Here is a 22,703-nt window from a genome sequence, read left to right as displayed (position 1 = left end):
ATAGTTGGAATATGGGGGAAAGACTGTAGTAGAGCGGTTATTTATGAGTTTTTTTGAATGGAGTGAAGAGTAAAACAGTTATTTTAAGTCTATTCTTATTGCCGAAACAAGTCAAACGGATATTTTAATACTGAGATATATTCCGAAAAAAATTTATGTAAAAAAATTCAAAATTGCATCTTTACAAATATGGAAATCTAAGTAACAATAACATTGTCGAAACCGATTTCGATTCTTCGCTTGAATTACGAATATTACGAAATTCGAGGAGTGATGTTTAGGATGAAGAGGAATTTCACGGCAGCAATAGCTGCTATGCTCCTTGTCACCGGGCTGCTATCACCGGTTGGGAGCATGAATGCTTCAGCGGCAGAGCCATTAAAGGGAAACTCACCTGATTCAGCGGCAACGAAAGTGGAAAATGAAACAATCGATGTATTGAAAGCGTTTACGGATGTATCTCCAAGCCATTGGGCTGCAGGTCCATTACAGCGTTGGAGCGCAAATGGGATTATAAGTGGATATGACGATGGGTCGTTTCGACCGGGTAAGGAAGTCACAAAGGCAGAGTTCGCGGCTATTATGAATCGTATATTTAATTATCAGGAGCAATCGGATAAGCTTCCAGCGGATGTGCTGGCTACAGACTGGTATAAGAGTGATATTGCCAAAGGGATTACAGCTGGATATTTAAGCAGTGATAAGAATAACAATATTTATCCTTCACATGCGCTTTCGCGTGCTGAGGCGGCACTATCCTTGGAGAAAGTGTTTCGTTTCAATACGGACAAAAGTAGCACAGCAGCATTCACTGATTTGAACGGAGTCAGTGATGAAACTGCGAAAGCGATAGCAGCCCTATCGAGTGCTGGCTTTATTAAAGGTTATCCTGGAGGTTTGTTTAAGCCTGAGGGCGGAATTACACGTGCAGAGCTTGCTCAGCTTGCTGATCGAATGGTTTCGGGACTCATCTTAAAATCTGGAGAGACTTCGCTTGGAACAGTAAGGGGCAATGTAATCATTAATCATGCCGATGTGGTTCTTGAAGATACTGTCATCCAAGGTAATCTTTATTTAACGGAGGGGATTGCCGAAGGGAATGCGAAGCTTGAAGGTGTAAAGGTAACAGGGACTACGTTTGTACGAGGTGGTGGTGAGCAGAGTATTGGCTTACACAATACTTCACTTGGGCCGCTTCAAGTAGCCAAACCTAACGGTAAGGTTAGAATTTATACCAACGGGTCAACAGCTGTGGGTACTGTGCAGCTGCAATCCGGGGCTATCTTGGAAGAGAGTAGCGATCTTACGGGAGCGGGCTTTGGGGATGTTGAGATGAACGTCGTTCCTCATATTATCTCACTTCGAGGGATATTTGCAGCGGTTCGCTCGGCAGACTCAGCAGTCAGCGGTTCTTTGCTAAGAATCTCAGGAACTGTTGCCAGTCTTACGGTGGGCAGCTCAACGCAATTGACTCTGGAGAACAATGCACAGGTGGCCGCGTTAATCCTGACTGCGAGCGCTGGAGGCACAGCGATTCAAGGCAGCGGAAGCGTAACCTCAATAGATAACAAAGCCGATGGAGTAACGATTGGCGGCTCGCCATTAAAGAAAGGAAACACTAGTAAAACGACACTGCCAGTAGCAACTTCAGCCTCAAGCAGTTCTGGTAATGGAGGTCCAATATCAACACCAACACCAACACCAACACCAACACCAACACCAACACCAACACCAACACCAACACCAACACCAACACCAACACCAACACCAACACCAACACCAACACCAACACCAACACCAACACCAACACCAACACCAACACCAACACCAACACCAACACCAACACCAACACCAACACCAACACCAACACCAACACCAACACCAACACCAACACCAACACCAACACCAACACCAACACCAACACCAACACCAACACCAACACCAACACCAACACCAACACCAACACCGACACCGACACCGACACCAACACCGACACCGACACCGACACCGACACCGACACCGACACCGACACCGACACCAACACCAACACCGACACCAACACCAACACCGACACCGACACCGACACCAACACCAACACCAACACCAACACCAACACCAACACCAACACCGACACCGACACCGACACCGACACCGACACCGACACCGACACCGACACCAACACCAACACCAACAAACGATCCATGGACGCTGGTTTGGGGAGATGAATTCAATGAAGGAAGCATTGATCCTACGAAATGGACCTATGACCTTGGGGATGGTTCGCAATTTAATAATCCAGGTTGGGGCAACAACGAGAAACAATGGTATACAAATGATGAGAAGAACGCAAAGGTACAGGATGGTAATCTAGTGATTACTGCGCGTAAAGAAGCAGTAAGTGGTAAGGAGTACACTTCTTCACGACTTAAAACGAAAGGTCTGTTCAGCAAGAAATATGGGAAATTTGAGATTCGGGCTAAAGCGCCTGCCGGAAAAGGGTACTGGCCAGCGATTTGGATGCTGCCGAAGAACTACGAGTACGGGAGTTGGGCTTCCTCTGGCGAGATTGATATTATGGAAGGCTGGGGCAGCCGTCCTAATACGGTAGCAGGTACCATTCACTACGGTGGCGAATGGCCAAACAATGTATATTCCGGCAAAGAGTATGTATTTCCGAAAGGCACTTCGATTGAACAGTACCATACGTATTCCATTGAGTGGGAGCCAGGTGAAATTCGCTGGTATGTAGACGGTAATCTGTTCTTGACTAAAAATGACTGGTACAGCATTAGCAACGGGCAGCCTGCGAATAATGCTTATCCAGCACCATTTAATCAGGAGTTCCACCTGCTGTTAAATCTGGCTGTTGGTGGCAATTTCGATGGTGATCCAACACCAGAGACCGTGTTTCCAAAATCGATGCAGGTTGATTATGTCAGAGTTTATGAACTGACAGGCCGTGAGTATCGTGAGCCGGTGCCAGTAACGCTGGATAAGGAACCTTACTTGGAAGGCTCAAAGCTAGCACTTCCTGACGGCAACCTTGTCTATAACAACAACTTCACGGAGCAGGTTCCGGGAGATGATGGAATGGGCATACCGAATACTTCACACTGGGTTTTGTTTAAAGAACCAGGAACTGAGGCTACTGTCTCCACTGTACCGATTGGGGGGCAAAACTTCGTAAAGGTAAATATCGGTAATGCTGGAGGCAATGCTTATTCCGTTCAACCTCAAGCTATCGTATCCGTTGCTAAAGGCAGATTCTATAAGCTCAGCTTCGATGCGAAAACAGACGTTTCACGTAATATTAGCGTTAAATTAACGGGGGGAGAATCACGTGGCTTTGCTGCCTATTCCCCAGCTCTTAAGGCAGAGTTGACTTCCCAGATGACCCATTACGAAACGATGTTTCAAATGAAAGAGAACTCTGATATTGCAGCACGGATAGAGTTCAACATGGGTACTAATGCTTCACCAGTTTGGTTGGGAAATGTTCGTCTCGAAGAGATAGAAAGTATTCCGTTCAATCATGATGGCCCGAAGGCACCGCTTGGCAGCGGCAATCATCTGTACAATGGCACTTTCGATCTTGGTGAGCCGAATCGGATGAGTTATTGGCATGTAGAAACAGCTAATGGTGCAACGGCCACTGCTAAAGTAGATGACAAAGGCAAGCTGAATGTGCAGATTGGCGGCAGCGAAAGTGACGAAGTTCGATTGCTTCAGAAGGGAATTCAGCTCATACAGGGCCAAGATTATGAGCTTACCTTTAATGCTGCAGTATCCTCTGCACGTACTGCCACAGTTCAGCTTCTTGGAAAAGACGGCAGCGTACATGCTCAGCAGTCGGTTAACTTAGCCCAAGGTGAACAAGAAATAAAAGCAGTCTTCACCAACCTTGCAGGTGCAACGGATCATGAGGGACAATTTGTATTACTTCTGAACGGTGCTACCGATACAGTCATCTTGGATAACTTCAAGTTGCTGCGCACGAGCTTTTATTATGATCCATCACTTGTCTACTACCCGCTGGTGAATGGTGAATTCAACACTGAATTTCATGCCTGGGATCGGCTGTTGACGGAGCAGGGCGGACAGAGCACTGCTACTGCTACAGATGGAACAGCGAAGTTTAACATTACGAATACGGGTAGTCAGCCATATTCCGTGATGTTGTTTCAAAATAATTTGAAAGCTGCCAGTGGAGTAGATTATGTGCTGGAGTTTGATGCCAGTTCAACCATTGCCCGAAAAATCGGTGTGAATGTTGAAAATGCGTCTTATCAGGCTTCGTTTACAAAAATTGTAGAGCTCACACCAGCAACGAATCATTACACATTCGAATTCCGTCAAGGCAGTAAGGACACATTGTCTCTTAAATTCCTGCTTGGAAAGGTTGAGGGAATTAGTATTCCTCAAAGCCATGATATTATCATTGATAACGTGAAATTTGAAATCAAAAATGCACCGGCCAAACCGCAGGAATTACTAAGCGATAGCAGCAATAACAGAGTTTCGCAGCCGATTGAGCTAACCTTCATAGATCATGAGGATTGGAGAAAGAAAATCGTTGCAGTGAAGGTTAATGGTATAACTCTTGAAACCGAACAGTACACCATTCAGCCTGGAAAAATTACAATCGATGCGGCAGTATTTCCATCCGAGGGCAGCTATACAATCACTGTAGAAGCTGACCACTACGCAAATGGATATGTGCTTCAGACGATACTTGCTAACGATAACAATCTAGTCATAAATGGCTCGTTCGGCAGTGGTAAGACAGGGTGGTCTACATGGTCTGGAGAAGGTGGTGTTTCTGCGTTTGATGTGAAGGATGGCGTGGCAGAAATTTTGATTACGTCAGCAGGATGGGAGGCGTGGCATACACAATTTTACCAAGAGGGTATCCCACTGGAAGGCGGAAAAACGTATGAGGTGAGCTTTAAGGCGAAATCAACGGTTCCGCGGCAGATCATCCTAGAATACTCCAATACTTCTGCAGCTTCCGCTCAAGCTAAGTTTGATATTACTGCCGATTGGGCAACGTATGGCGCACAATTTACGGTGTCTAACAGCAATCCGCTGAAGCTGAATTATCTGATCGGCAAATCACTGGGCGCTGATCCTAAGGCTAACAGTACGCCACATACGATTTCTTTTGACGATATTGTGGTCCGGGAGGTACAGGGTGGTCCGCCAGTGACACCACCAAGCGGCACGCTGGATAATGGAACCTTTGATGTGGATTCCAAGGGGTGGAGTCAGTATTTTGATGGAATTGGATCTGCTGCTGTAAAAGATGGGGAATTTGCGATAGACCTGACGGGCACAGGGCAAGCTGCCTACAGCGCACAAGTGGATTACGAAAACCTGAAGCTTGTTCAGGGAAAGATGTACACCTTGAAGTTTAAGGCCCGTTCTACGGTAAACCGTAATATTCAGGTAGCTGTGGAGCATAAAGGCGGGGACTACACCAAATATTTGGAAGCTGAGCTTATAGCTTTGACCCAGAATATGAAAGAATTCAGCTACACATTTACCATGAACGGTGCGACAGACGCAGGGGCTCATCTGGTATTTTTACTAGGGCTTATTGATGGGAACAGTACGGAAACGAATAGTGAAATTAGTGCGGGCAGCACGATTTATTTGGATGATGTAAGCTTAATCGAAGGTTAAACGAAAAAAACGGCAGTGGTTTCCTTTTTACAGGAGCACTGTCGTTTTTTTGTTTTGGAATTAAGATTCTTCTTTAGGGATAAATTCGAAGATCTTACCATTCTCAAAGGATTCTATTAATTTTAGCAACCAGCGGTAGTAATTAATGGATTCGGTAATCTTCTCTTCATCTGTATTTAAGAGCTGCATAAGTTTACTATCGTCACTATACTCTTTTTTCATATCGTTAATTTCTGCAAGTGATTTCGCTAGTGAAATCATATTTCCTTCGACGGCTTTTCTCCATTTAATAGAGAAGTAATCACTGAAGTTCTGATGCCAGTCAGGCACAGTGGTAAACAGGTCTTTGCGAGTCCCTCTCCCCCAAACTTTATCGATCATTTTCAGATCTAGGAGGGTACGGACTCCCGTACTCATGGACGTTTTGCTCATTCCCATTGTTTTGCTAAGCTCGTCCAGTGTCACTGGACCTTGATTGAAATACATATAACCGTATAAATGCCCAATGGATAAAGTGATGCCGTATAGGTCCATATTTTTACCGATAGAGTCTATCACGCGTTCACGGGCCTTACTAATCTTCTCTATTTGTTCGGGTGTTAACCCTTCTAAATCGTTCATGATGTCCCTCCTGAGGAATAGGTCGATAGACTGCTGCAACCTTATACAATGTATTGTAATCAAATCCCCCTCTATAAGTAAAGAAATCATGAAGAAAGGAATTTGGTGTAAAACAGAGTATTCTATACATAAAGTACGTAAAGTTAAAACTGTACACTAAATTTTATCCGTATATGGTGTTTGCATGAATTTTCAATAGTCCGGTACACTACTATAAGTGAACTAAACCCGGATTTATTTTCGGGAGAAGGAGGACGGCATGGCTATTATAGAGGTGAAAAAGCTAACCAAAGTATTCGGTCATGATGCGGGAAAGGCGATTCCATTATTAGAGCAAGGGTGGTCGAAGGAAAAGATCGCTCAGGAATTAAAGTTGACGGTCGGAGTCAACAAAGCCGAATTCAGCATTGAAGAAGGAGAAATATTCGTCATTATGGGATTGTCCGGCAGCGGTAAGTCAACGTTGGTTCGTTTGTTGAACCGTTTGATTGAGCCTACAGGGGGACAAGTCCTTTTTAAAGGAAAAGACGTCGTGAAAATGAACCCGGAGGAGCTTCGGCAATTTCGGCGCAAGAACATCGGCATGGTGTTTCAGAAGTTCGCATTGTTTCCACACCGGACGGTATTGGAGAATGCGGAATACGGACTTGAGGTTCAGGGCGTAGATAAAAAGAAGAGAACTGAACGGGCCATGGAGGCATTGCATCTAGTGGGTCTAAAGGGATGGGAGAACCATCGCCCGGATCAACTCAGCGGAGGGATGCAGCAGCGTGTGGGACTAGCAAGAGGACTTGCTAATGACCCAGATATCCTGCTCATGGACGAAGCCTTTAGTGCACTGGATCCGTTGATCCGTAAAGACATGCAGCAGGAGCTGCTGGAATTGCAGTCCAGAGTGAAGAAGACGATTGTGTTCATCACTCATGATCTAGACGAAGCCCTGCGGATTGGTGATCGGATTGCGCTGATGAAAGATGGTGTTATCGTGCAGATTGGTACACCGGAAGAGATTCTCATTCAACCTGCCAATAAATATGTAGAGCGGTTCGTGGAGGATGTGGACTTGTCCAAGGTGCTAACAGCAGCTCATGTGATGCGGCAACCGGAAACGGTTAGACCTGAGCGTGGACCTCGGGTAGCACTTCAATTAATGCGTGATAGCGGAATATTCAGCTTGTATGTGGTAGACAAAGAAAACAAGCTCTTGGGTGTTATTACAGCTGAGGACGCAGCGCAGGCACTAAAGGATAATAAATCCATCCTAGAGGTTACACGGCGGGAGATCCCTCGTGTATATCCAGAAACGCTGCTCAATGATTTCTTTGAACTAATATCTGAGACACATTTGCCTGTAGCCGTCGTAGATGAAGCGGATAAATTAAAGGGCATTGTGATTAAGGGAGCCGTTCTTTCCGCACTCGCGGGTAACGCGGTACCGGAAGGAGAAGGATCTTAATGGACATTCCAAAACTGCCTTTAGGAAAGGCCCTCGAGTGGTTGGAAAACTGGCTAACTACGTATTGTGGCCCCTTGTTTGACTTTATCGCTACGATAATCGGTGGAATGGTTTCTGCAATTGAAGGTGCGCTCACTTTCCTGCCTGCATTAGTGCTTATCGTACTTATTGCAGCTTTGTCTTATTGGATTGGGAAATGGCGCATGGCTTTATTTGCGGTAATCGGACTGCTCTTAATCGATAATCTCGGATTATGGGGACCTTCGATGCAATCTTTAGCCCTTGTTCTAACCGCCTCGATATTGGCTGTAGTAATCGGCGTACCGATTGGTATTTTGTGTGCGCAGAGAAATGCGGTTAGAAATACAGTTACGCCTATTTTGGACTTTATGCAGACGATGCCGGCATTTGTGTATTTATTGCCAGCGGTATCTTTTTTCTCACTTGGGGTAGTTCCAGGTGTAATTGCATCGATCATCTTTGCGATTCCACCGACAATTCGTTTGACCAATCTCGGTATTCGTCAAGTTTCAGAGGAGCTAGTTGAAGCAGCCGATGCTTTCGGTTCAACACCAACTCAGAAGCTGGTTAAATTGCAGCTGCCGATCGCACTGCCAACGATTATGGCAGGCGTCAATCAGACGATTATGTTATCACTCTCGATGGTTGTCATCTCATCTATGATTGGTGCGCAAGGTGTAGGTGCCTATGTATACCGCGCGGTATCGCAGGCTAAGACAGGAGATGGATTCGAGGCGGGGATTGCTATCGTTATTATAGCTATTCTACTCGACCGTTTAACGCAGAACGCACTAAAACCAAAACAGAGATAGGGGTTTTAAATAGATATGAAGAAAAAAAATATAGGTTTATTCCTGTTAGTGATTATGATGATTACTGTTATTGCCGGATGTTCATCCACTAGTAAAGAAAAAGTGAAATTGGCTTATGTGGCATGGGATTCTGAAATTGCGAGTACTTATGTTGTTAAAGAAGTACTTGAAACTAAGCTTGGAACTAACGTTGAAATGCTGCAGGTAGATGCAGGCCCAATGTGGGCAGGGGTTGCTGATGGTAGTGCGGATGCTATGGTCGCAGCTTGGCTACCAAGCACGCATGCAGCTTATTTAGAGAAGTATGGTTCGAAAATCGAAGATTTAGGAGCTAATTTGAACGGAACTAAAGTTGGTTTAGCGGTTCCAGCGTACATGGATATTAATTCTATTGAAGACTTGAAGAACAGTGACCTGGCAGGTAAATTGAGCAATCGAATTATCGGAATTGAGCCTGGTGCTGGTATTATGACGACGACTGAAAAGGCTATTGCGGAATATGGTCTTAGTGAATATACGCTTCTAGAAAGTTCATCGGCAGCGATGGCACAGGAGCTGCAAAAAGCCTATGACAACAACGAGCCTATCGTTGTAACGGGTTGGACACCACACTGGATGTTCGCCAATATGGACCTGAAATATCTGGAAGATCCAAAAGGTGTATATGGTGCGGATGAGCAAATCCATACGATGGTTCGTCAAGGTCTGAAAGAAGACATGCCGAATGTCTATAAGTTCTTGGATCAATTCGAGTGGACAGCAGAAGACATGGCGAAAGTAATGGTTGAGGTTCAAGGTGGGAAGTCACCAGAAGAAGCTGCTAAAACTTGGGTAGAAAACAACCCGGATAAAGTGAATGCGTGGATTCAAGGTGTAGAATTGTAAGTAGATAGAATTCTGTGATATGATGTGAAGAATCAATGGATTACAAAAGTGTAACTTGTACGCTAACCACTGTTCTTTACAAATGCACTTCATAAGCAAAATCATTCAATAAAACACCCCGGAAGGGGTGTTTTTCTTGGGAATATAAGCAAAGTATTCAAAGGAATATCTATACTTTGCTTATATTTTAATGCTCACACTTATGCTTTAGCGAAGTAAATCAGGAGGCAGCTGCTGCAAGGAGTCAAGAGAGGAGACTGCTTCATGACAGAGACCATAAATACCTGGATAGATTGGCTGCTGCAAACGCTTGGCCTTAGTGGACCCTCTATTTTATTTGTGACGATTCCATTGGCGCTGTTGCAGAGTATATTAGGATTTTTTCCGTTCGTAATTTTGATTGTCCTCCATGTGTCTGTATTTAACGTTATTGGAGGTATGATAATTAGTTGGCTGGCTTGTAATCTGGGTGGAATACTGATGTACTTCCTGATTCGACGATATCTTTACAATTGGTTTGATCGAAAATGGAGGTCCAAGCTGAAAAGGTATGACAAATGGCAGCGTTACTTGGACCGATATGGAATTTGGACGCTGGTCCTTCTACGTACGATTCCCATTATTCCGAACAATGTAATCAATTTTATGTCCGCTGTTTCACCGATAAAAGCATCATCTTTTATTTGGGGAACCGTGCTTGGGAATCTGTCCTACATTTGGCTATTCGGTACGATCGGCTCAAGCTTAATCGTCCCTAGGGAAGAATGGAATGGATATATTACTTGGTATGCCGTGTTTATCGCTATTCTAATCGGTATCTTTATACGGCGGCACTGGGACCATCTACAGGAAGATAAACGGAGTAGAATGCACTAATATTAATTGATCATCAAATAAATGAAGAACGTTTCTTTGGCATTATCCGCCGGAGGGAACGTTCTTCTTTTTTGTCTTCTTTCCGAATACCTTAAACTAAGTGGAGGTGGCTTGACCTCTACGTAAGGTGGGAGGGACTATCGCAATGGGGAGATTAAGAAAATGGGGGAACCGAGGGCTAAGATTACCTGATCTAGGTCAGCTTCGGCTGCCAAAAATAAATGGGGGCGGGACGCCGAGGTTCTCTGGAAGAAGCTCCGCGTTCAAGTCAAAACCTAGTAGGGCAGCGGCAAGACCACAGAGTGCACGCTTTGAAGCTAAGCGAAGTAGAAGTCATATGAGATCATCCAGTAGGGCAGAGAGAAAGATGACCGTTTCCGGCGGAAACACGCGTAAGCCAAGAAGCCGGCGCAAATTTTGGTTGATTGCATCGTTGGTATTGATTGTGCTTGTACTACAAGCACTGCGATACGTGGAGCTGCACATGAAGCCACCTATCTTGCATTTAGCGCAAATTCGTGTGAAGCAAATTGCAACAGAGTCGATAAATAAAGCGATCACTTCACAAGTTGCGAACGGAGGAAATGCGGAGGAACTAATTGATTGGAAGACCGATAAGAACGGGAAAATATCAGGATTTATGTTGAACTATGCGGAGCATATGCGTATTACTTCGCAAGCAGCAGAGGTAATCCAGACCACGTTGCAGGATTTGCATAATCAGACAGAATATATTCCGCTCGGTCAGGCACTAGGTAGTCCTCTCATCGCCTCTTATGGACCTGATATCCCGATCAAGATTGAACCGCAAGGTGCTGTTAAGGTTGAACTCAGCACTCGCCAGCAAAATGCCGGAATTAATATGATTTTAGTTGAGGTCTATATCCATATTGTTACGGAGGTAGCGGTGGTTATTCCTTTTGACATGGAGCCTCAAGTAGTGGATACGGAAATTCCTGTGTCATATTTGATGGTCGTCGGAGACGTGCCTATGTATTACTACGATAATCAGGGTCAGCCTGTCGGAGCTAATGGCAGCAGTGCCCCGGGAATTGCTATTCCTGCACCATCTGTAAGTGGAGATAAAAATGGAGTATCAGATCAGAGCAAGGATACCCCTGGGAATAGCCAAGAGGATAGCAATTCATCACCAGCTGCACCCAATTCTTCGAATACAGGCGCAGCTCATACAGAAGAAGGCGGCAAAGGTGTAAATGGAGGGAATTAAGGGATATCGTGCTTAACCGCTCATAGACTATAGGTAGAGTTGCTTTAAATAAATGGAGCGTGAGTCCAAATGTCACATGAATCGCTGAATATGGAACGCTTGGCAGGGAGATATGGTTTCCTTGAACGTGCCGGACTTTTACCCTTGCCAAGTGAAGATGGGATTTCTATTGTAGTTGAGCTTAGCCGTATGGAATGTGCCAGGGTCTGTTTACCCCTGCTGCTGCGTCACTCGGGAGTGGCTGTGCGCATTATTGCTGTTTCAATGACGCCCGATTTCCCCATGGAGGTATTAGCAAGACAGTTCTCGCCAGAGGAACCAGTGCTCTTCCTACCCTATGAGAAGGAGGAGTATATGCCCAACCTAGCTCTGGCCCATATCGAGACCACCTTTGCTGTTCTGCTTGAAGATTCGATTATGGTATCGCCTGGCTGGTTAAGCGAGTTAATGTGGGCTTCCTTTGATGATGCTTCCGTTAGAGTCATTGCTCCGCGTTCATCTACCGAGAGGGGGGAAGGGAAGAAACGGCTTCACTTTGGTACTCATCATGAATTAGCTGAGCATGTAAGCTACAGTCTTGGGCGGTATCAAGGCGAATGGCGCGAGGTGGAAGTGCTAACCGGATCTTGTCTTCTATTCACTAAGGAATTGGTTCAGCGAATTGGCGGCTTTGACACCTCGCTTCAAGGGCGGCATCTCATGATAGCTGACTGGTGTCTCCGAGCGCGGCAGATTGGAGCGAAACTGGCACTGAGTGAAGCTGTGTATGTTCATGCTATTCAGTCACTGGATAGATACCTGAGAACGAAGGACGAATCCAAACAGACGAATGGCTGGCAGACATACTACAAGAAATGGGCACTTGAAAGCGGGATAGAGAACGAAGAACTTTTAGTACCGCCTACTGAATCCTTAAAATTTCCACAGCCGGTTATACCATTGGGCAGGATACCCTTAGCTTCTCCGTTGGTAACGGCCATAGTGTATTGTGATGAAGCTTGGAATTGTGATGAGCTGAAGGAGCAATGGATAGCTGCACGGGAGCAGCAGAGCTACAAGTCTATTCGCTGGATTTGGATCAGAGATACTTTGGTGGACGCTGCTCCTGACTTTCCGGTTAGCGAACATGATGTAGTGATAACGGTTCATGGTGAGGATGTATGGCTACGGGCGTTAAAGAACGCATCTGCATTATATGAGAGTGAGATCATTCTGTATTTGTCCACTTCTATCCAATATGAGAAACATTATATTGAGCGGGTGGTGAAGGCCATAACCCAAGGCTCCGCTGATCTGATCGTAAGTTTATCGACTGAAATGGAGGAAGCGGGGGTTCATTTGCTTGCAGAGGGAGATTCAGCGCTCACGCTACCTCTTGAACGTGTTGCTTACAAAGGAGGGATCTTGCCTGGGATGATTAGCAATAGGAAGTTTACTTCCCGTCAATTGCTGCTTCACCCTAATGCCTCTCTGGTAATAGGCTATATTGGGGATTTGTCCGATTCCAAGGAGGCACACCCATGAAATATTTAATTCTAAGCGGAGGTTCTTGGGAGGACTACGAATATAAAAGATTGCTAGAGCTTCTTCCCGACCGGGAAGGGGTCTGCTTTGCTGGACGAATGACCAGTGAGCAGCAGACTAACAATCAGATTAGGGCAGTTGCGGCTGCAGATATTTATTCTTTGAACATGAAGCAATACACGATTCTTGTCTCTTCTCCTTATTGGCTCTCAGAGGTTCTCTCCTTGCAGGCAGCTTATGTAGTGGCTCTGCTAGAACGTTGCCCGGAAGAAGAAAAGAAGTGGTTATGGGATAAATACAGCGGTTTGCTTGGCGCAAAGGCTGACCTTGTAGCCACCCGATCTGAACGGATATATCTAGAGCAGAGCTTACGCAGGGAAGGTGTGCTCTATCTCGGCGGGGATCAGCAGGAATCCTATGGAGCTACCTTTCAGGGAGATCGGCTGTATTTTCTTACGGATTATGAGGTGCTGTGGAGGAAGGCCATAGTGAACTTGTGGCAGGATTCAACGATATCACCTGCTGATTGGGTTACTATACAGCTTGAGTTGCGGGCGGACTATTACATTTCCATGTGTGCTAAGCTGCCCAGTCAACCTGTTGTACATTACTTGGCAGCTTCCTATCTGTACTTGTTGGGGGATTCCGTAGCAAACCGCTATCTGGCGCAATCCTTTGAGCTCATGGTGCTGTATGAATATTTAGATTGCCTTCATTCACATTTTCGCTTTTTTTCGACTATAGAGAGTAAGACTGGGGATTTGGAAACAGCTGTTCAACAATATACAATTACGGCATTTACAGCTGAGGAGAAGCGGGATGCGGAAAGGCTGCGGGGCTGGCTTCACTCCGGGCAGTACGAACTTGTTCGGGCAGAGCTGTTTCGCTTGAATGAGGATGAAGCTGCGGCAGTACGGATTCTGAGTTCGCTCACTACCTCAGAGGCGAAGCTGTTATTGATTCAGAATTATATTCGGACCTTCCAATGGGAGAAAGCGCTAGAGCTTCAGCAAGATTTGGAGGGAAGTGTAGATGGGGTTATAGAAGGCACAATACACTTGCTACATGGTAGACGGCATGAGGCTATACGCAGCTTCTTGAATGAGGCAGGGCAAGACAATCAGGCGTGGCCGCTTTTATCAGAGATGGCAGATCTAGAAGAGGCTGTAAAACGATTGAAAAGGAGAGTGGAGGGATGAGTAGTCATAGATGGCCTCTCCGCAAAACAGCAGGTAACCGCTTGACCGCTATGATGCAGGTTCGAAATGAAGCTGGTAGGTATCTGGAGCAGGTGCTTGAAGAACTGAGTGAATTCGTGGATGATATTGTAGTTGTTGATGATGGAAGTACAGATCATACGGCACAGTTATGTCGTTCTTTTGCGAAGGTTACGAAGCTTGTGACACTGGAGACCTCCTTGTTTAATCGTGAGTGGGAGCTTAGGCAGATGTTATGGGATTTGGCGGTATCTACGAATCCGGATTGGCTCCTGTCTGTAGACGCTGATGAGTTCTATGAAGAGGCAGCTAAACGGGAGATGAGACGGCTGATTGATCAGGATGTGTATGACTGGGTATCTTTCCGGCTATTTGATTTCTGGGGTGGCACCACCCATTATCGTGAAGATGAACATTGGAATATCCATACGAAGCATACTCGTACACTTGTCCGATATTTGCCGAATTTTCATTATTTCTTCCCGAAAATGGATCATCATGTTCCTAGGCTGCCGCTTTCTTACTCTGTATTGCCGGGTTTTCTTGCCGAACTGCGGGTGAAGCATTATGGATGGGCGGTTCCGCCGGAAGAGCTTCGACTTAAATACTCACGTTATATGGAGCTTGATCCAGAGGGGCGCTGGGGGAGTCTGGAGCAGTACCAGTCCATTCTAGATGAGCAGCCCCATTTGATCGAATGGAAAGAATAGCTCTGAAATCCGAATCTGCCAGTCGGTTAGGTCTGACTGGCAGATCTGACGAGCAGCCCCCATGGGATTTGACCTGAGGAAATCCCATGGGGATAAGCTTTTGCCGCGAGTATGAGCTTGTAGTATGAGAGACCGACTTCAGCGGTAGTTCCCCCGATTCTGCGCAAAGCCATTTCATCTGATTGAGCGATCTTTGGAGTTTCCCCACAGGAGCAAGCTATTGCCACATATAAAAGCCATTCGGCGCAGTCCGTCGAAGCATTATAATGAGGGGTTTGACTGAGATAGATGGAACACCACTGTTTCTTTACGGGGATAGGAGCCTCAAGCAATCCATAGTATAAGGGCTGTGGCAGCTTGCACCACTGGAATAAAGAGCCCTCTGATTGTCGATAAAGCGATAATACACTATCCCAAGCACCGACCTGAAGCAGCAATTGTATAGCATAGCTCAGATCAGGAAGAGCAGGCTTAATGTCAGAACGACTTGTTAAGATATGATGAATTGTTAGCATCCCCGGTCTGTATGCCGTGCTGGAGATAAGCCACTTCATGGCTGATTCAGTATCTCCAGCACGGCAAGACAAAGCCCAGAGATAACCGAGTATAGATGAACGTTCGGAAAGAACAGATGGATTATGAAGCAGCTGCTCAAGCGGTGCGAGGGTGTGTTCCCCCTCTTGCTGCTGAATACAAGCAAGGAAAGCCTGCACAATGATTTGAACGGCTAGCGGTAGCTGCGAAGCAAAAGAGAGAGTGAACAGCCATTCAAAGTCACGAGCATTGAGCGCCGCGGGCACAAGATAGCCTAAGGTAATTGGTGAGAGAGCGTGGATATGGTAGCGGGTCAATGCGATCAGACTTAACCTCTCTCCAGATAGCAGGCTTAGTGGGACAAGCTGTTTCCACGCATCCGTATAATCTGGTTTGAATTGTATAGCAGCCTCGTAGTGTTTCCGCGCGTTTGGATATAGAAATAACTTCTCGCATACTCTGCCCGCTAGTAGTTCTGTTCGATACGTTCCACTTCCCGAAGAAGATGGATATGGATGTGCTGTATACCCGCTCTTCAGTGCTTGCTGCAAGAAGTGTCTAGCTTGTCTAAGCTGTCCTTGTTCGAGCAACAAAGCAGCATAGCCCTCTAATAAATCAGTGAAATCAGGAAACAATAAGCTCCCCGCATGAAAAACTTCCTCAGATTCCTGCTGCCTGTTACATCGTTGTAAGGCATAGGCAGTCTTTAGATAAATATCGGAGGCATACCCGGATTGGGTTGGAACATCAGCGAGTAATGGAAGAAGTACATCTGCCGCTGCATGATATTGTTCCTGTTGATAATGCTCTACCCCTAGTGCATAACGAAGGATTAGATGGTTCGGTTGAAGCTGCAGACCACTATTGATGAGAGCTAAATTGCGCTGGTATTTATTTTTGTGCTGTAGTTCATCCTCTAAATAACCGTAGTGATAAATACGCAATTCAGCGTAAGCAATCTCCCCCGCAGGAAGCTCCCAAATGCTGCTGGCCGTCTCCTCATGAATGATTCCACGAAAGATGATTCTTTTATCGTTTCTGAACAGGCGGCAGACATGATCGGTAACAAAATCCGCTTCAGGGGCGTCACCGATATAGTGGATAATGGGTAGCCAATATCCGTGAATATGCGCTGCGTCCAGCAGGTGCTGGAGCTGCTCCCTCCTCCAATGATCTACAGCCTCATCGGCATCAAGTACTAGAATCCAAGGGGAAGTTGCATGCTTCAGACTTAGGTTTCGTGCTTTCGAGAAATCATTCTCCCAAGTCATATCGATGATCTTTGCACCGAACTTAGTTGCTATGTCTATGCTATTATCCTCAGACCCGGTATCCACAATGATGATTTCTGATACGATTCCTTGCACAGAGGACAGGCATTTCTCCAGGTGGTTCGCCTCATTCTTAATGATCATACAAAGTGTGATATCGGGTGTGGTCATAGGAAACGTCCCTCCTATTCTGAAACTTTGGGAAGCGGAAGAGCTAGGCGTACTCTTTTGACCGCTGGTGAATAGGTAGCAGAAGAGGATAATGAAGCAAGCAGACGATCCGCTAACACAATCTGTGAACGCCCCTGCTCAGATGCTTGATTAAATGCCACTTCTATAGAAATGGGCTGCTCTGTGGCATTTATCAGCTGTGCGGCTGCTTCATTACATCCCTCACTCTGTAATAATTCTAGGAGAATCCTGCTCTTAGTCACTGTGTAGTCTGGCAGATGAGCGTGGAACCAACCGTAAATCTCACTCTCACGACCTGCACATTTCAGGGCTCGTAGTAGCCGGGCAATGACGGGAGTCGGTTCGGGATGAAGCTGTGCGGTTTTGGTGTAACAAGCAATGGCTTCGGTCTCATCACCCATCTCTTCACATAATTGACCCAGCATATAATAGGTTAAATATGAACCGAATCCAGCCTCAGTATGGTAGCCGGGAGGAGCAGCTCCGATGACCAGCGCTTGTAGCAACGATACTTTGGCTTCTGCAAAGGCACCTAATTGTAAGAGTAGAGCCCCTTTGATATGAGCTAAGTCTGGGTAATCCGGATGTGAGCTAATCCCACGGTCACAAGCTGCAAGCGCCCCAGGGTAATCTTTTAATTCTGCAAGCGAACGAATTTCATATTTGTGCAGCAGGTGGATGTAACTTGTATCAGGCGGTGCCTCTTCTAGTGATTGTTGGATATGTTTTAGAGCAGGTTGATACTCCCCCAGACGCATATACTCAACAGCCATATTAAAATGGTGGAAGGGATCTTTAGGATTTAACCTTAGCTGCTCTTTCAGCAGCTCGACATTTCGTTTGATTTTATCTTTCTTGACGACTATCCCTTCTGCGTAACCATAATGATGGATGACTACAGTGGTCAAATGCATCGGTGCCTGGGGTGTAGCTGTTATGATAGCCTCAGCGATCTGTTCGTGAATAATACCGCTAAACCGGTACTTAGGGCGATTACGAAACATCCGAATAATCGGATTGACGGTGATCGTCTGTGAAGCGGGGGTTAGCCCTTTATGATTATGAATGCGTAGGAAAAATGCCTCGTACTCCATATGCTCGGCACATAGCAGTAATTCTCCCTTGCTCTCCTCACTTAATTCCTCATCTCCATCTAGAACAAGAATCCATTGTCCATGGGCCTGCTGGAGACCTGCGTTGCGGGCAGCAGCAAAGTCGCCGCTCCAAGGGTGTTGTATGATTTTGGCCCCGAAGCTTAGGGCAATTTGAACCGTAGCGTCGGTGGATCCAGTATCGACTACAATGATCTCATCGACGACTCCGCGTACGCTTTTTAAACATTGGCTCAAGCTATCTCCTTCGTTCTTAACGATCATGCATAAGGAAATTAGTGGCTTTCTTCTTGAACGGTTCATAGGGATGACCTCCCTTCGCTCTGACGGAAGCTCCACTGAGTGTGCCAAGGTGTACGATTCAGCAAGGTAATGGATTTACGGATAGCTCCGATATCCTCCTGCAATGGGCCATGAGCATGGGCATCATTTAAACTTTGTATAGCGTCTTCCATACTCAGCTTCGCTTGCTGAAGATAACAGAGGGATAAGCCGATCCTTGCGGATTCATGCTCAGGCTCTTGTTCCAGCGCTTGCTGAAACCATTCACTGGCTTCGGAATAATGCCCTTTGTCAAAGATCATCTCACCAATATAAAAAAGCACGCTTGCATCGGCGATCTTATCACGAACAAGTACAATAAATTCCTCTCCTGCGGCCTGCCAATTCCCTTCTTTATATAATGCTGTGGCAAATTCAGATCGATAAGCAGGGAACAGGTCCACTAAAGTATGACTAAGTGTGAGCTGATGCAGCTTTACGGATTGCCCGATGAGGTCGGAAAGGAATGAGGAATATATGTGATCTACCTCTATTTCTACCGGACATGCCACTTGTTGGCGTTGGGATCGCTCAATGTATTCCAGTCCAGAACGAAGTTCACCTGATATATGGTTGAGCAAGTCCTTTTTAAATTCTCCATATCGTTCCCATTGGCAAATGGCCCAAAGAGTATACCACTGCTTTTGATGCTCTAAACCAAGGTGATCTTGGGAAGCTAGTGAGGTCATCTGCCCTATAGCTGTACCCGCGTCTTCTAGCTTGCCGGTGATGATGAGTGATGAGATGATTCTATATGCAGTATCCAATTCCAATGGAAAAATATCTCGGGATAAGGTAGCTATGGTCTCATAAGCATTTATCTCATATAAACTTTCAATGATCGCGGATCTACTGATTGAGGTAGTTGGGGGAACGAGTTGGATCAGTAAAGTGGCGATTTCCTCATCGGGTACAGCTAAGCGTTGAAAAGCAGCAGCAATCCCCTGCAAGGCGGGCGTATATAAAGAATGGTGTTGAAGTGCACGATGAAATAATCTCGCAGCATCCTCAAGAAGACCAAGCCGCTGTGAGATTAAACCCATCCGGTATAGGGGGCGAAAGGTACTCATTCCTTGTTCACATACATATTTTCCGCTAAGTACCTCATGTTCAGGAATGGACTCTGCATGTTGATAAGCTAATAGCGCACGTTCCAAAAGTCCTTGGCTCTCCAAAGATTGGCCTAACAAAAAATGCAAATCAGGGTAGTCGCCATAACGCTCCAGCTCAATCATCAGCAAGGGGTCAATCGCATTCATTTTTCCTTGAGCATGATAAATTTTACAGAGATCCCTAATCATCGTAGGACGATAGGAAGCTTCGAGTGCTACATGGTGAAGGCCTTGACGAAGCAACGTCTCAGCTTCCAAAAGACGACCGTCCTGACAGCAATTTACTGCCAAGTTATAGGAGTGGAAAGGATCCTCCGGATATTCGGTTAAAGCGAGGTGCAGCAGGTGTCTATTTCGATTGATTTTATCTTTTCGTGTCATGATTTCAGGTAAATATCCAAAGTGTATAATCTCAAGTTGACTGTGCTCAATCGCCGAGAGGTTATGTTTGCTAAGGATTGAAGTGTCAATTCCCTCATGAATTCTTCCACTATATTGATAACCCTGTCCATTTCGGAATAAGCGGACTGCACTGTGTTTTACCTTATCTTCAGGTCGTACGCCAACCCAATTATCAATGTTTACTGTAAAAGCCTGAGCTTGTGTGTTCTGCAGAAGTCTGCGGAGTTCTGTAAGTGGGGTCTGTAAGCACTCATCGGCATCAAGGATAAGAATCCAATTTGTTGAGGCATGAACGAGCCCTTCATTACGAGCTGCCGCGAAATCGTCTGTCCATTCCCGTTGGAAGACTCTAGCTCCGTGCGCTTCGGCAATAGCTATGGATTCGTCGGTAGAGCCCGTATCGATCATCACAATTTCGTCAGCACCAGCTACGCTTGCGAGACAGTGAGGCAGGAGATCAGCTTCATCTTTTACGATGAGGTGGACGCCAAGCGTAATATTATTCACGGTTGTTCCTCCTTGAAAAGCATTATGTGTTTGTTGCACATATGTATAGCTGCTGACACAAGCATAAACGCCTTCGGCGTCCTTATAGTTAAAGAAAAAGCACATGGATATCCATGTACTCTTTCTTGTTACAACATATGATGGTCATCTGGATTACGTGCCCTGAGCATTGAAACTTACATTGATCGTGGATGCAGAGCCTGAATTGGCTGATTGATAGGATAGGCGGGTATATTTCAGGAATCTGGCTGGCACTATGACATCGATAGAGCCTGCTGCTAAAGGATTATCCCCCGTGGTATCGACGAAATAGTTCGTTCCATCAGCACTGATTTCCACACGTGTGTTGACCGGATTTGCCCCAGTATTGTTAATGAAGAAGGAATACGTTCCCAGTACGCTCGTAGTAACGGCTGGTAGAGGTGTATAGGTGTTAGCAGTCGCAATACCTGTAGTGGTTTGTTCTATAAAGCTGCGTTGTGAAATAGAAGTGACACTACTTAGTGTACCAGCTGTGATCGTAGCTCCGAGTACGCTGGTGATAGTCCCGTTAAGGATGTTGGTGACTGTACCTGCGGAAGACAAAGTACCGGCAGTAATTGTAGCTCCGAGTATGCTGGTGATGGTGCCGTTAAGGATGTTGGTGACTGTACCTGCAGAAGACAAAGTACCGGCAGTAATCGTAGCTCCGAGCACACTAGTGATGGTGCCGTTAAGGATGTTCGTGATTGTACCTGCGGAAGATAGAGTACCAGCTGTGATGGTAGCTCCGAGTACGCTGGTAATGGTACCGTTTAAGATGTTGGTGACTGTACCTGCGGAAGATAGAGTACCAGCTGTGATGGTAGCTCCGAGCACGTTAGTGATGGTGCCCTCAAGGATGTTAGTAATAGTACCTGCGGAGGACAAAGTACCAGCTGTGATGGTAGCGCCGAGCACGCTAGTAATGGTGCCGTTAAGGATGTTGGTAACTGTTCCGGCGGATGATAACGTACCTGCTGTTATGGTTGCCCCAAGCACACTAGTGATTGTACCGGCGGTAATGGTAGCTCCGAGCACGCTGGTAATGGTGCCGTCAAGGATATTAGTAATAGTACCTGCGGAGGACAAAGTACCCGCAGTAATGGTAGCTCCGAGCACGCTGGTAATGGTGCCATCCAGGATGTTGGTTATGGTACCTGCGGAAGACAAGGTACCGGCAGTAATCGTAGCGCCGAGCACGCTAGTAATGGTGCCGTTAAGGATGTTGGTAACTGTTCCTGCGGAGGACAAAGTACCCGCAGTAATTGTAGCACCGAGTACGCTAGTAATAGTCCCGTTAAGGATGTTGGTAACTGTTCCGGCGGAGGACAAAGTACCCGCAGTAATTGTAGCACCAAGTACGCTGGAAATGGTGCCGTCAAGGATATTAGTAATAGTACCTGCGGAGGACAAAGTACCGGCAGTAATCGTAGCACCAAGCACGCTAGTAATAGTCCCGTCAAGGATGTTAGTAATAGTACCTGCGGAGGACAATGTACCCGCAGTAATGGTAGCTCCGAGCACGTTAGTGATGGTGCCCTCAAGGATGTTAGTAATAGTACCTGCGGAGGACAAAGTACCCGCAGTAATCGTAGCGCCGAGCACGCTAGTAATAGTCCCGTTAAGGATGTTGGTAACTGTTCCTGCGGAGGACAAAGTACCCGCTGTGATCGTAGCACCAAGCACGCTGGAAATCGTTCCATCTAGTATAATCGTCGTTAGATTTCCGCTTGGATCTGTAGTGAGAGGATGATCAATTAGCGAAGCATCCCGGCCGAATATAAGCGTTCGTAGATTATCAGGATTCGCTTGAAAAGAGCTATAGTTAGGCAAAGTTCCTCGTCCCTTCCTTATAAATGATCAAGTTATACCTTAAGACTGGGCTTGGACGTATACACATTCTTGCTTGCCAATACCCTTTGAATGTAGCGTGGAGGCGGAGACTAACAGGGTGATCTCCCTGATTCTTAATGTGTAAGAGATCATCGTTTTAGCTCCGCTTTTTTTGTTTTATATTGCTGTGCTTTTTAAGCTCCAGGCCGTTAAGGATTTCATTCATTTCCTAAGGGCTTTCTGGAACTCAACCCATAAAAAGGCCCAAACCGTCGTTTGAGCCCTAAGCCTAAATAACCGTAGTCCAATAAGCCGCAAACCGATAGGGACAATCCTTAGCCATTCGAATGGTGTGATATTAATATA

14 protein-coding genes are annotated in these 22,703 nt (G+C 46.0%); 9 read left to right on the top strand and 5 right to left on the bottom strand.

Features of this window, described 5'->3' with window-relative positions; translation table 11 throughout:
* The first annotated feature begins 282 nt into the window (after nucleotides 1-282).
* Complete coding sequence (locus tag NYE25_RS16510) at nucleotides 283-5,682, top strand: carbohydrate binding domain-containing protein (protein WP_341146402.1); 5,400 nt, start codon at nucleotides 283-285, stop codon at nucleotides 5,680-5,682.
* 60 nt (nucleotides 5,683-5,742) lie between these two features.
* Here NYE25_RS16510 and NYE25_RS16505 read toward each other — a convergent pair whose 3' ends face one another.
* Nucleotides 5,743-6,303, bottom strand: coding sequence for a GbsR/MarR family transcriptional regulator (locus NYE25_RS16505; RefSeq protein ID WP_042191677.1), 561 nt, complete (start codon nucleotides 6,301-6,303; stop codon nucleotides 5,743-5,745).
* A gap of 259 nt (nucleotides 6,304-6,562) precedes the next feature.
* Here NYE25_RS16505 and NYE25_RS16500 point away from each other — a divergent pair, with 259 nt between their 5' ends.
* From NYE25_RS16500 to NYE25_RS16465, 8 genes are all read left to right on the top strand, one after another.
* Nucleotides 6,563-7,759, top strand: a complete 1,197-nt coding sequence (locus tag NYE25_RS16500) for a quaternary amine ABC transporter ATP-binding protein (protein ID WP_042191675.1) — start codon at nucleotides 6,563-6,565, stop codon at nucleotides 7,757-7,759.
* Nucleotides 7,759-8,592 carry an ABC transporter permease gene (locus NYE25_RS16495; protein WP_042191673.1) on the top strand — a complete coding sequence of 278 codons (834 nt, stop codon included), beginning with the start codon at nucleotides 7,759-7,761 and terminating at the stop codon, nucleotides 8,590-8,592. The genes NYE25_RS16500 and NYE25_RS16495 overlap by 1 nt, the downstream gene beginning before the upstream one ends.
* 15 nt (nucleotides 8,593-8,607) lie before the next feature.
* Nucleotides 8,608-9,477: a glycine betaine ABC transporter substrate-binding protein gene (locus tag NYE25_RS16490; RefSeq protein WP_341146401.1), complete on the top strand. Its 870-nt coding sequence runs from the start codon at nucleotides 8,608-8,610 to the stop codon at nucleotides 9,475-9,477.
* Nucleotides 9,478-9,741: 264 nt separating this feature from the next.
* Complete coding sequence (locus NYE25_RS16485) at nucleotides 9,742-10,353, top strand: TVP38/TMEM64 family protein (RefSeq protein WP_076285278.1); 612 nt, start codon at nucleotides 9,742-9,744, stop codon at nucleotides 10,351-10,353.
* 145 nt (nucleotides 10,354-10,498) lie between these two features.
* A complete protein-coding gene (yunB, locus tag NYE25_RS16480; protein ID WP_371915736.1) occupies nucleotides 10,499-11,581 on the top strand; it encodes a sporulation protein YunB in 1,083 nt (360 codons plus the stop codon).
* Between the two features lie 69 nt (nucleotides 11,582-11,650).
* Complete coding sequence (locus NYE25_RS16475; protein ID WP_341051757.1) at nucleotides 11,651-13,105, top strand: hypothetical protein; 1,455 nt, start codon at nucleotides 11,651-11,653, stop codon at nucleotides 13,103-13,105.
* Nucleotides 13,102-14,304, top strand: coding sequence for a hypothetical protein (locus tag NYE25_RS16470; protein ID WP_341146400.1), 1,203 nt, complete (start codon nucleotides 13,102-13,104; stop codon nucleotides 14,302-14,304). Before NYE25_RS16475 ends, NYE25_RS16470 begins: the two co-directional genes overlap by 4 nt.
* Nucleotides 14,301-15,032: a glycosyltransferase gene (locus tag NYE25_RS16465; RefSeq protein ID WP_341051760.1), complete on the top strand. Its 732-nt coding sequence runs from the start codon at nucleotides 14,301-14,303 to the stop codon at nucleotides 15,030-15,032. The genes NYE25_RS16470 and NYE25_RS16465 overlap by 4 nt, the downstream gene beginning before the upstream one ends.
* Before the next feature lie 26 nt (nucleotides 15,033-15,058).
* Here NYE25_RS16465 and NYE25_RS16460 read toward each other — a convergent pair whose 3' ends face one another.
* From NYE25_RS16460 to NYE25_RS16445, 4 genes are all read right to left on the bottom strand, one after another.
* Nucleotides 15,059-17,008, bottom strand: a complete 1,950-nt coding sequence (locus NYE25_RS16460) for a glycosyltransferase (protein WP_341146399.1) — start codon at nucleotides 17,006-17,008, stop codon at nucleotides 15,059-15,061.
* Nucleotides 17,009-17,022: 14 nt separating this feature from the next.
* Entirely contained in the window at nucleotides 17,023-18,444 is a 1,422-nt protein-coding gene (locus tag NYE25_RS16455; RefSeq protein ID WP_341051765.1) for a tetratricopeptide repeat-containing glycosyltransferase family 2 protein, read from the bottom strand.
* Complete coding sequence (locus NYE25_RS16450) at nucleotides 18,441-20,483, bottom strand: glycosyltransferase (RefSeq protein ID WP_341146398.1); 2,043 nt, start codon at nucleotides 20,481-20,483, stop codon at nucleotides 18,441-18,443. Before NYE25_RS16450 ends, NYE25_RS16455 begins: the two co-directional genes overlap by 4 nt.
* A gap of 153 nt (nucleotides 20,484-20,636) precedes the next feature.
* Complete coding sequence (locus NYE25_RS16445; protein WP_341146397.1) at nucleotides 20,637-22,337, bottom strand: DUF6385 domain-containing protein; 1,701 nt, start codon at nucleotides 22,335-22,337, stop codon at nucleotides 20,637-20,639.
* Nucleotides 22,338-22,703 lie beyond the last annotated feature (366 nt).

The sequence above is a fragment of the Paenibacillus sp. FSL E2-8871 genome, from assembly GCF_038000345.1.
Lineage (GTDB): Bacteria > Bacillota > Bacilli > Paenibacillales > Paenibacillaceae > Paenibacillus_AQ.
This window is presented reverse-complemented; position numbering and strand designations above follow the sequence as displayed.

Excerpts from the sequence above, each read along its gene's own strand:
- NYE25_RS16510 (WP_341146402.1), top strand. The coding sequence starts at position 283 with ATGAAGAGGAATTTCACGGCAGCAATAGCTGCTATGCTCCTTGTCACC.
- NYE25_RS16505 (WP_042191677.1), bottom strand. The coding sequence starts at position 6,303 with ATGAACGATTTAGAAGGGTTAACACCCGAACAAATAGAGAAGATTAGT.
- NYE25_RS16500 (WP_042191675.1), top strand. The coding sequence starts at position 6,563 with ATGGCTATTATAGAGGTGAAAAAGCTAACCAAAGTATTCGGTCATGAT.
- NYE25_RS16495 (WP_042191673.1), top strand. The coding sequence starts at position 7,759 with ATGGACATTCCAAAACTGCCTTTAGGAAAGGCCCTCGAGTGGTTGGAA.
- NYE25_RS16490 (WP_341146401.1), top strand. The coding sequence starts at position 8,608 with ATGAAGAAAAAAAATATAGGTTTATTCCTGTTAGTGATTATGATGATT.
- NYE25_RS16485 (WP_076285278.1), top strand. The coding sequence starts at position 9,742 with ATGACAGAGACCATAAATACCTGGATAGATTGGCTGCTGCAAACGCTT.
- yunB (WP_371915736.1), top strand. The coding sequence starts at position 10,499 with ATGGGGAGATTAAGAAAATGGGGGAACCGAGGGCTAAGATTACCTGAT.
- NYE25_RS16475 (WP_341051757.1), top strand. The coding sequence starts at position 11,651 with ATGTCACATGAATCGCTGAATATGGAACGCTTGGCAGGGAGATATGGT.
- NYE25_RS16470 (WP_341146400.1), top strand. The coding sequence starts at position 13,102 with ATGAAATATTTAATTCTAAGCGGAGGTTCTTGGGAGGACTACGAATAT.
- NYE25_RS16465 (WP_341051760.1), top strand. The coding sequence starts at position 14,301 with ATGAGTAGTCATAGATGGCCTCTCCGCAAAACAGCAGGTAACCGCTTG.
- NYE25_RS16460 (WP_341146399.1), bottom strand. The coding sequence starts at position 17,008 with ATGACCACACCCGATATCACACTTTGTATGATCATTAAGAATGAGGCG.
- NYE25_RS16455 (WP_341051765.1), bottom strand. The coding sequence starts at position 18,444 with ATGAACCGTTCAAGAAGAAAGCCACTAATTTCCTTATGCATGATCGTT.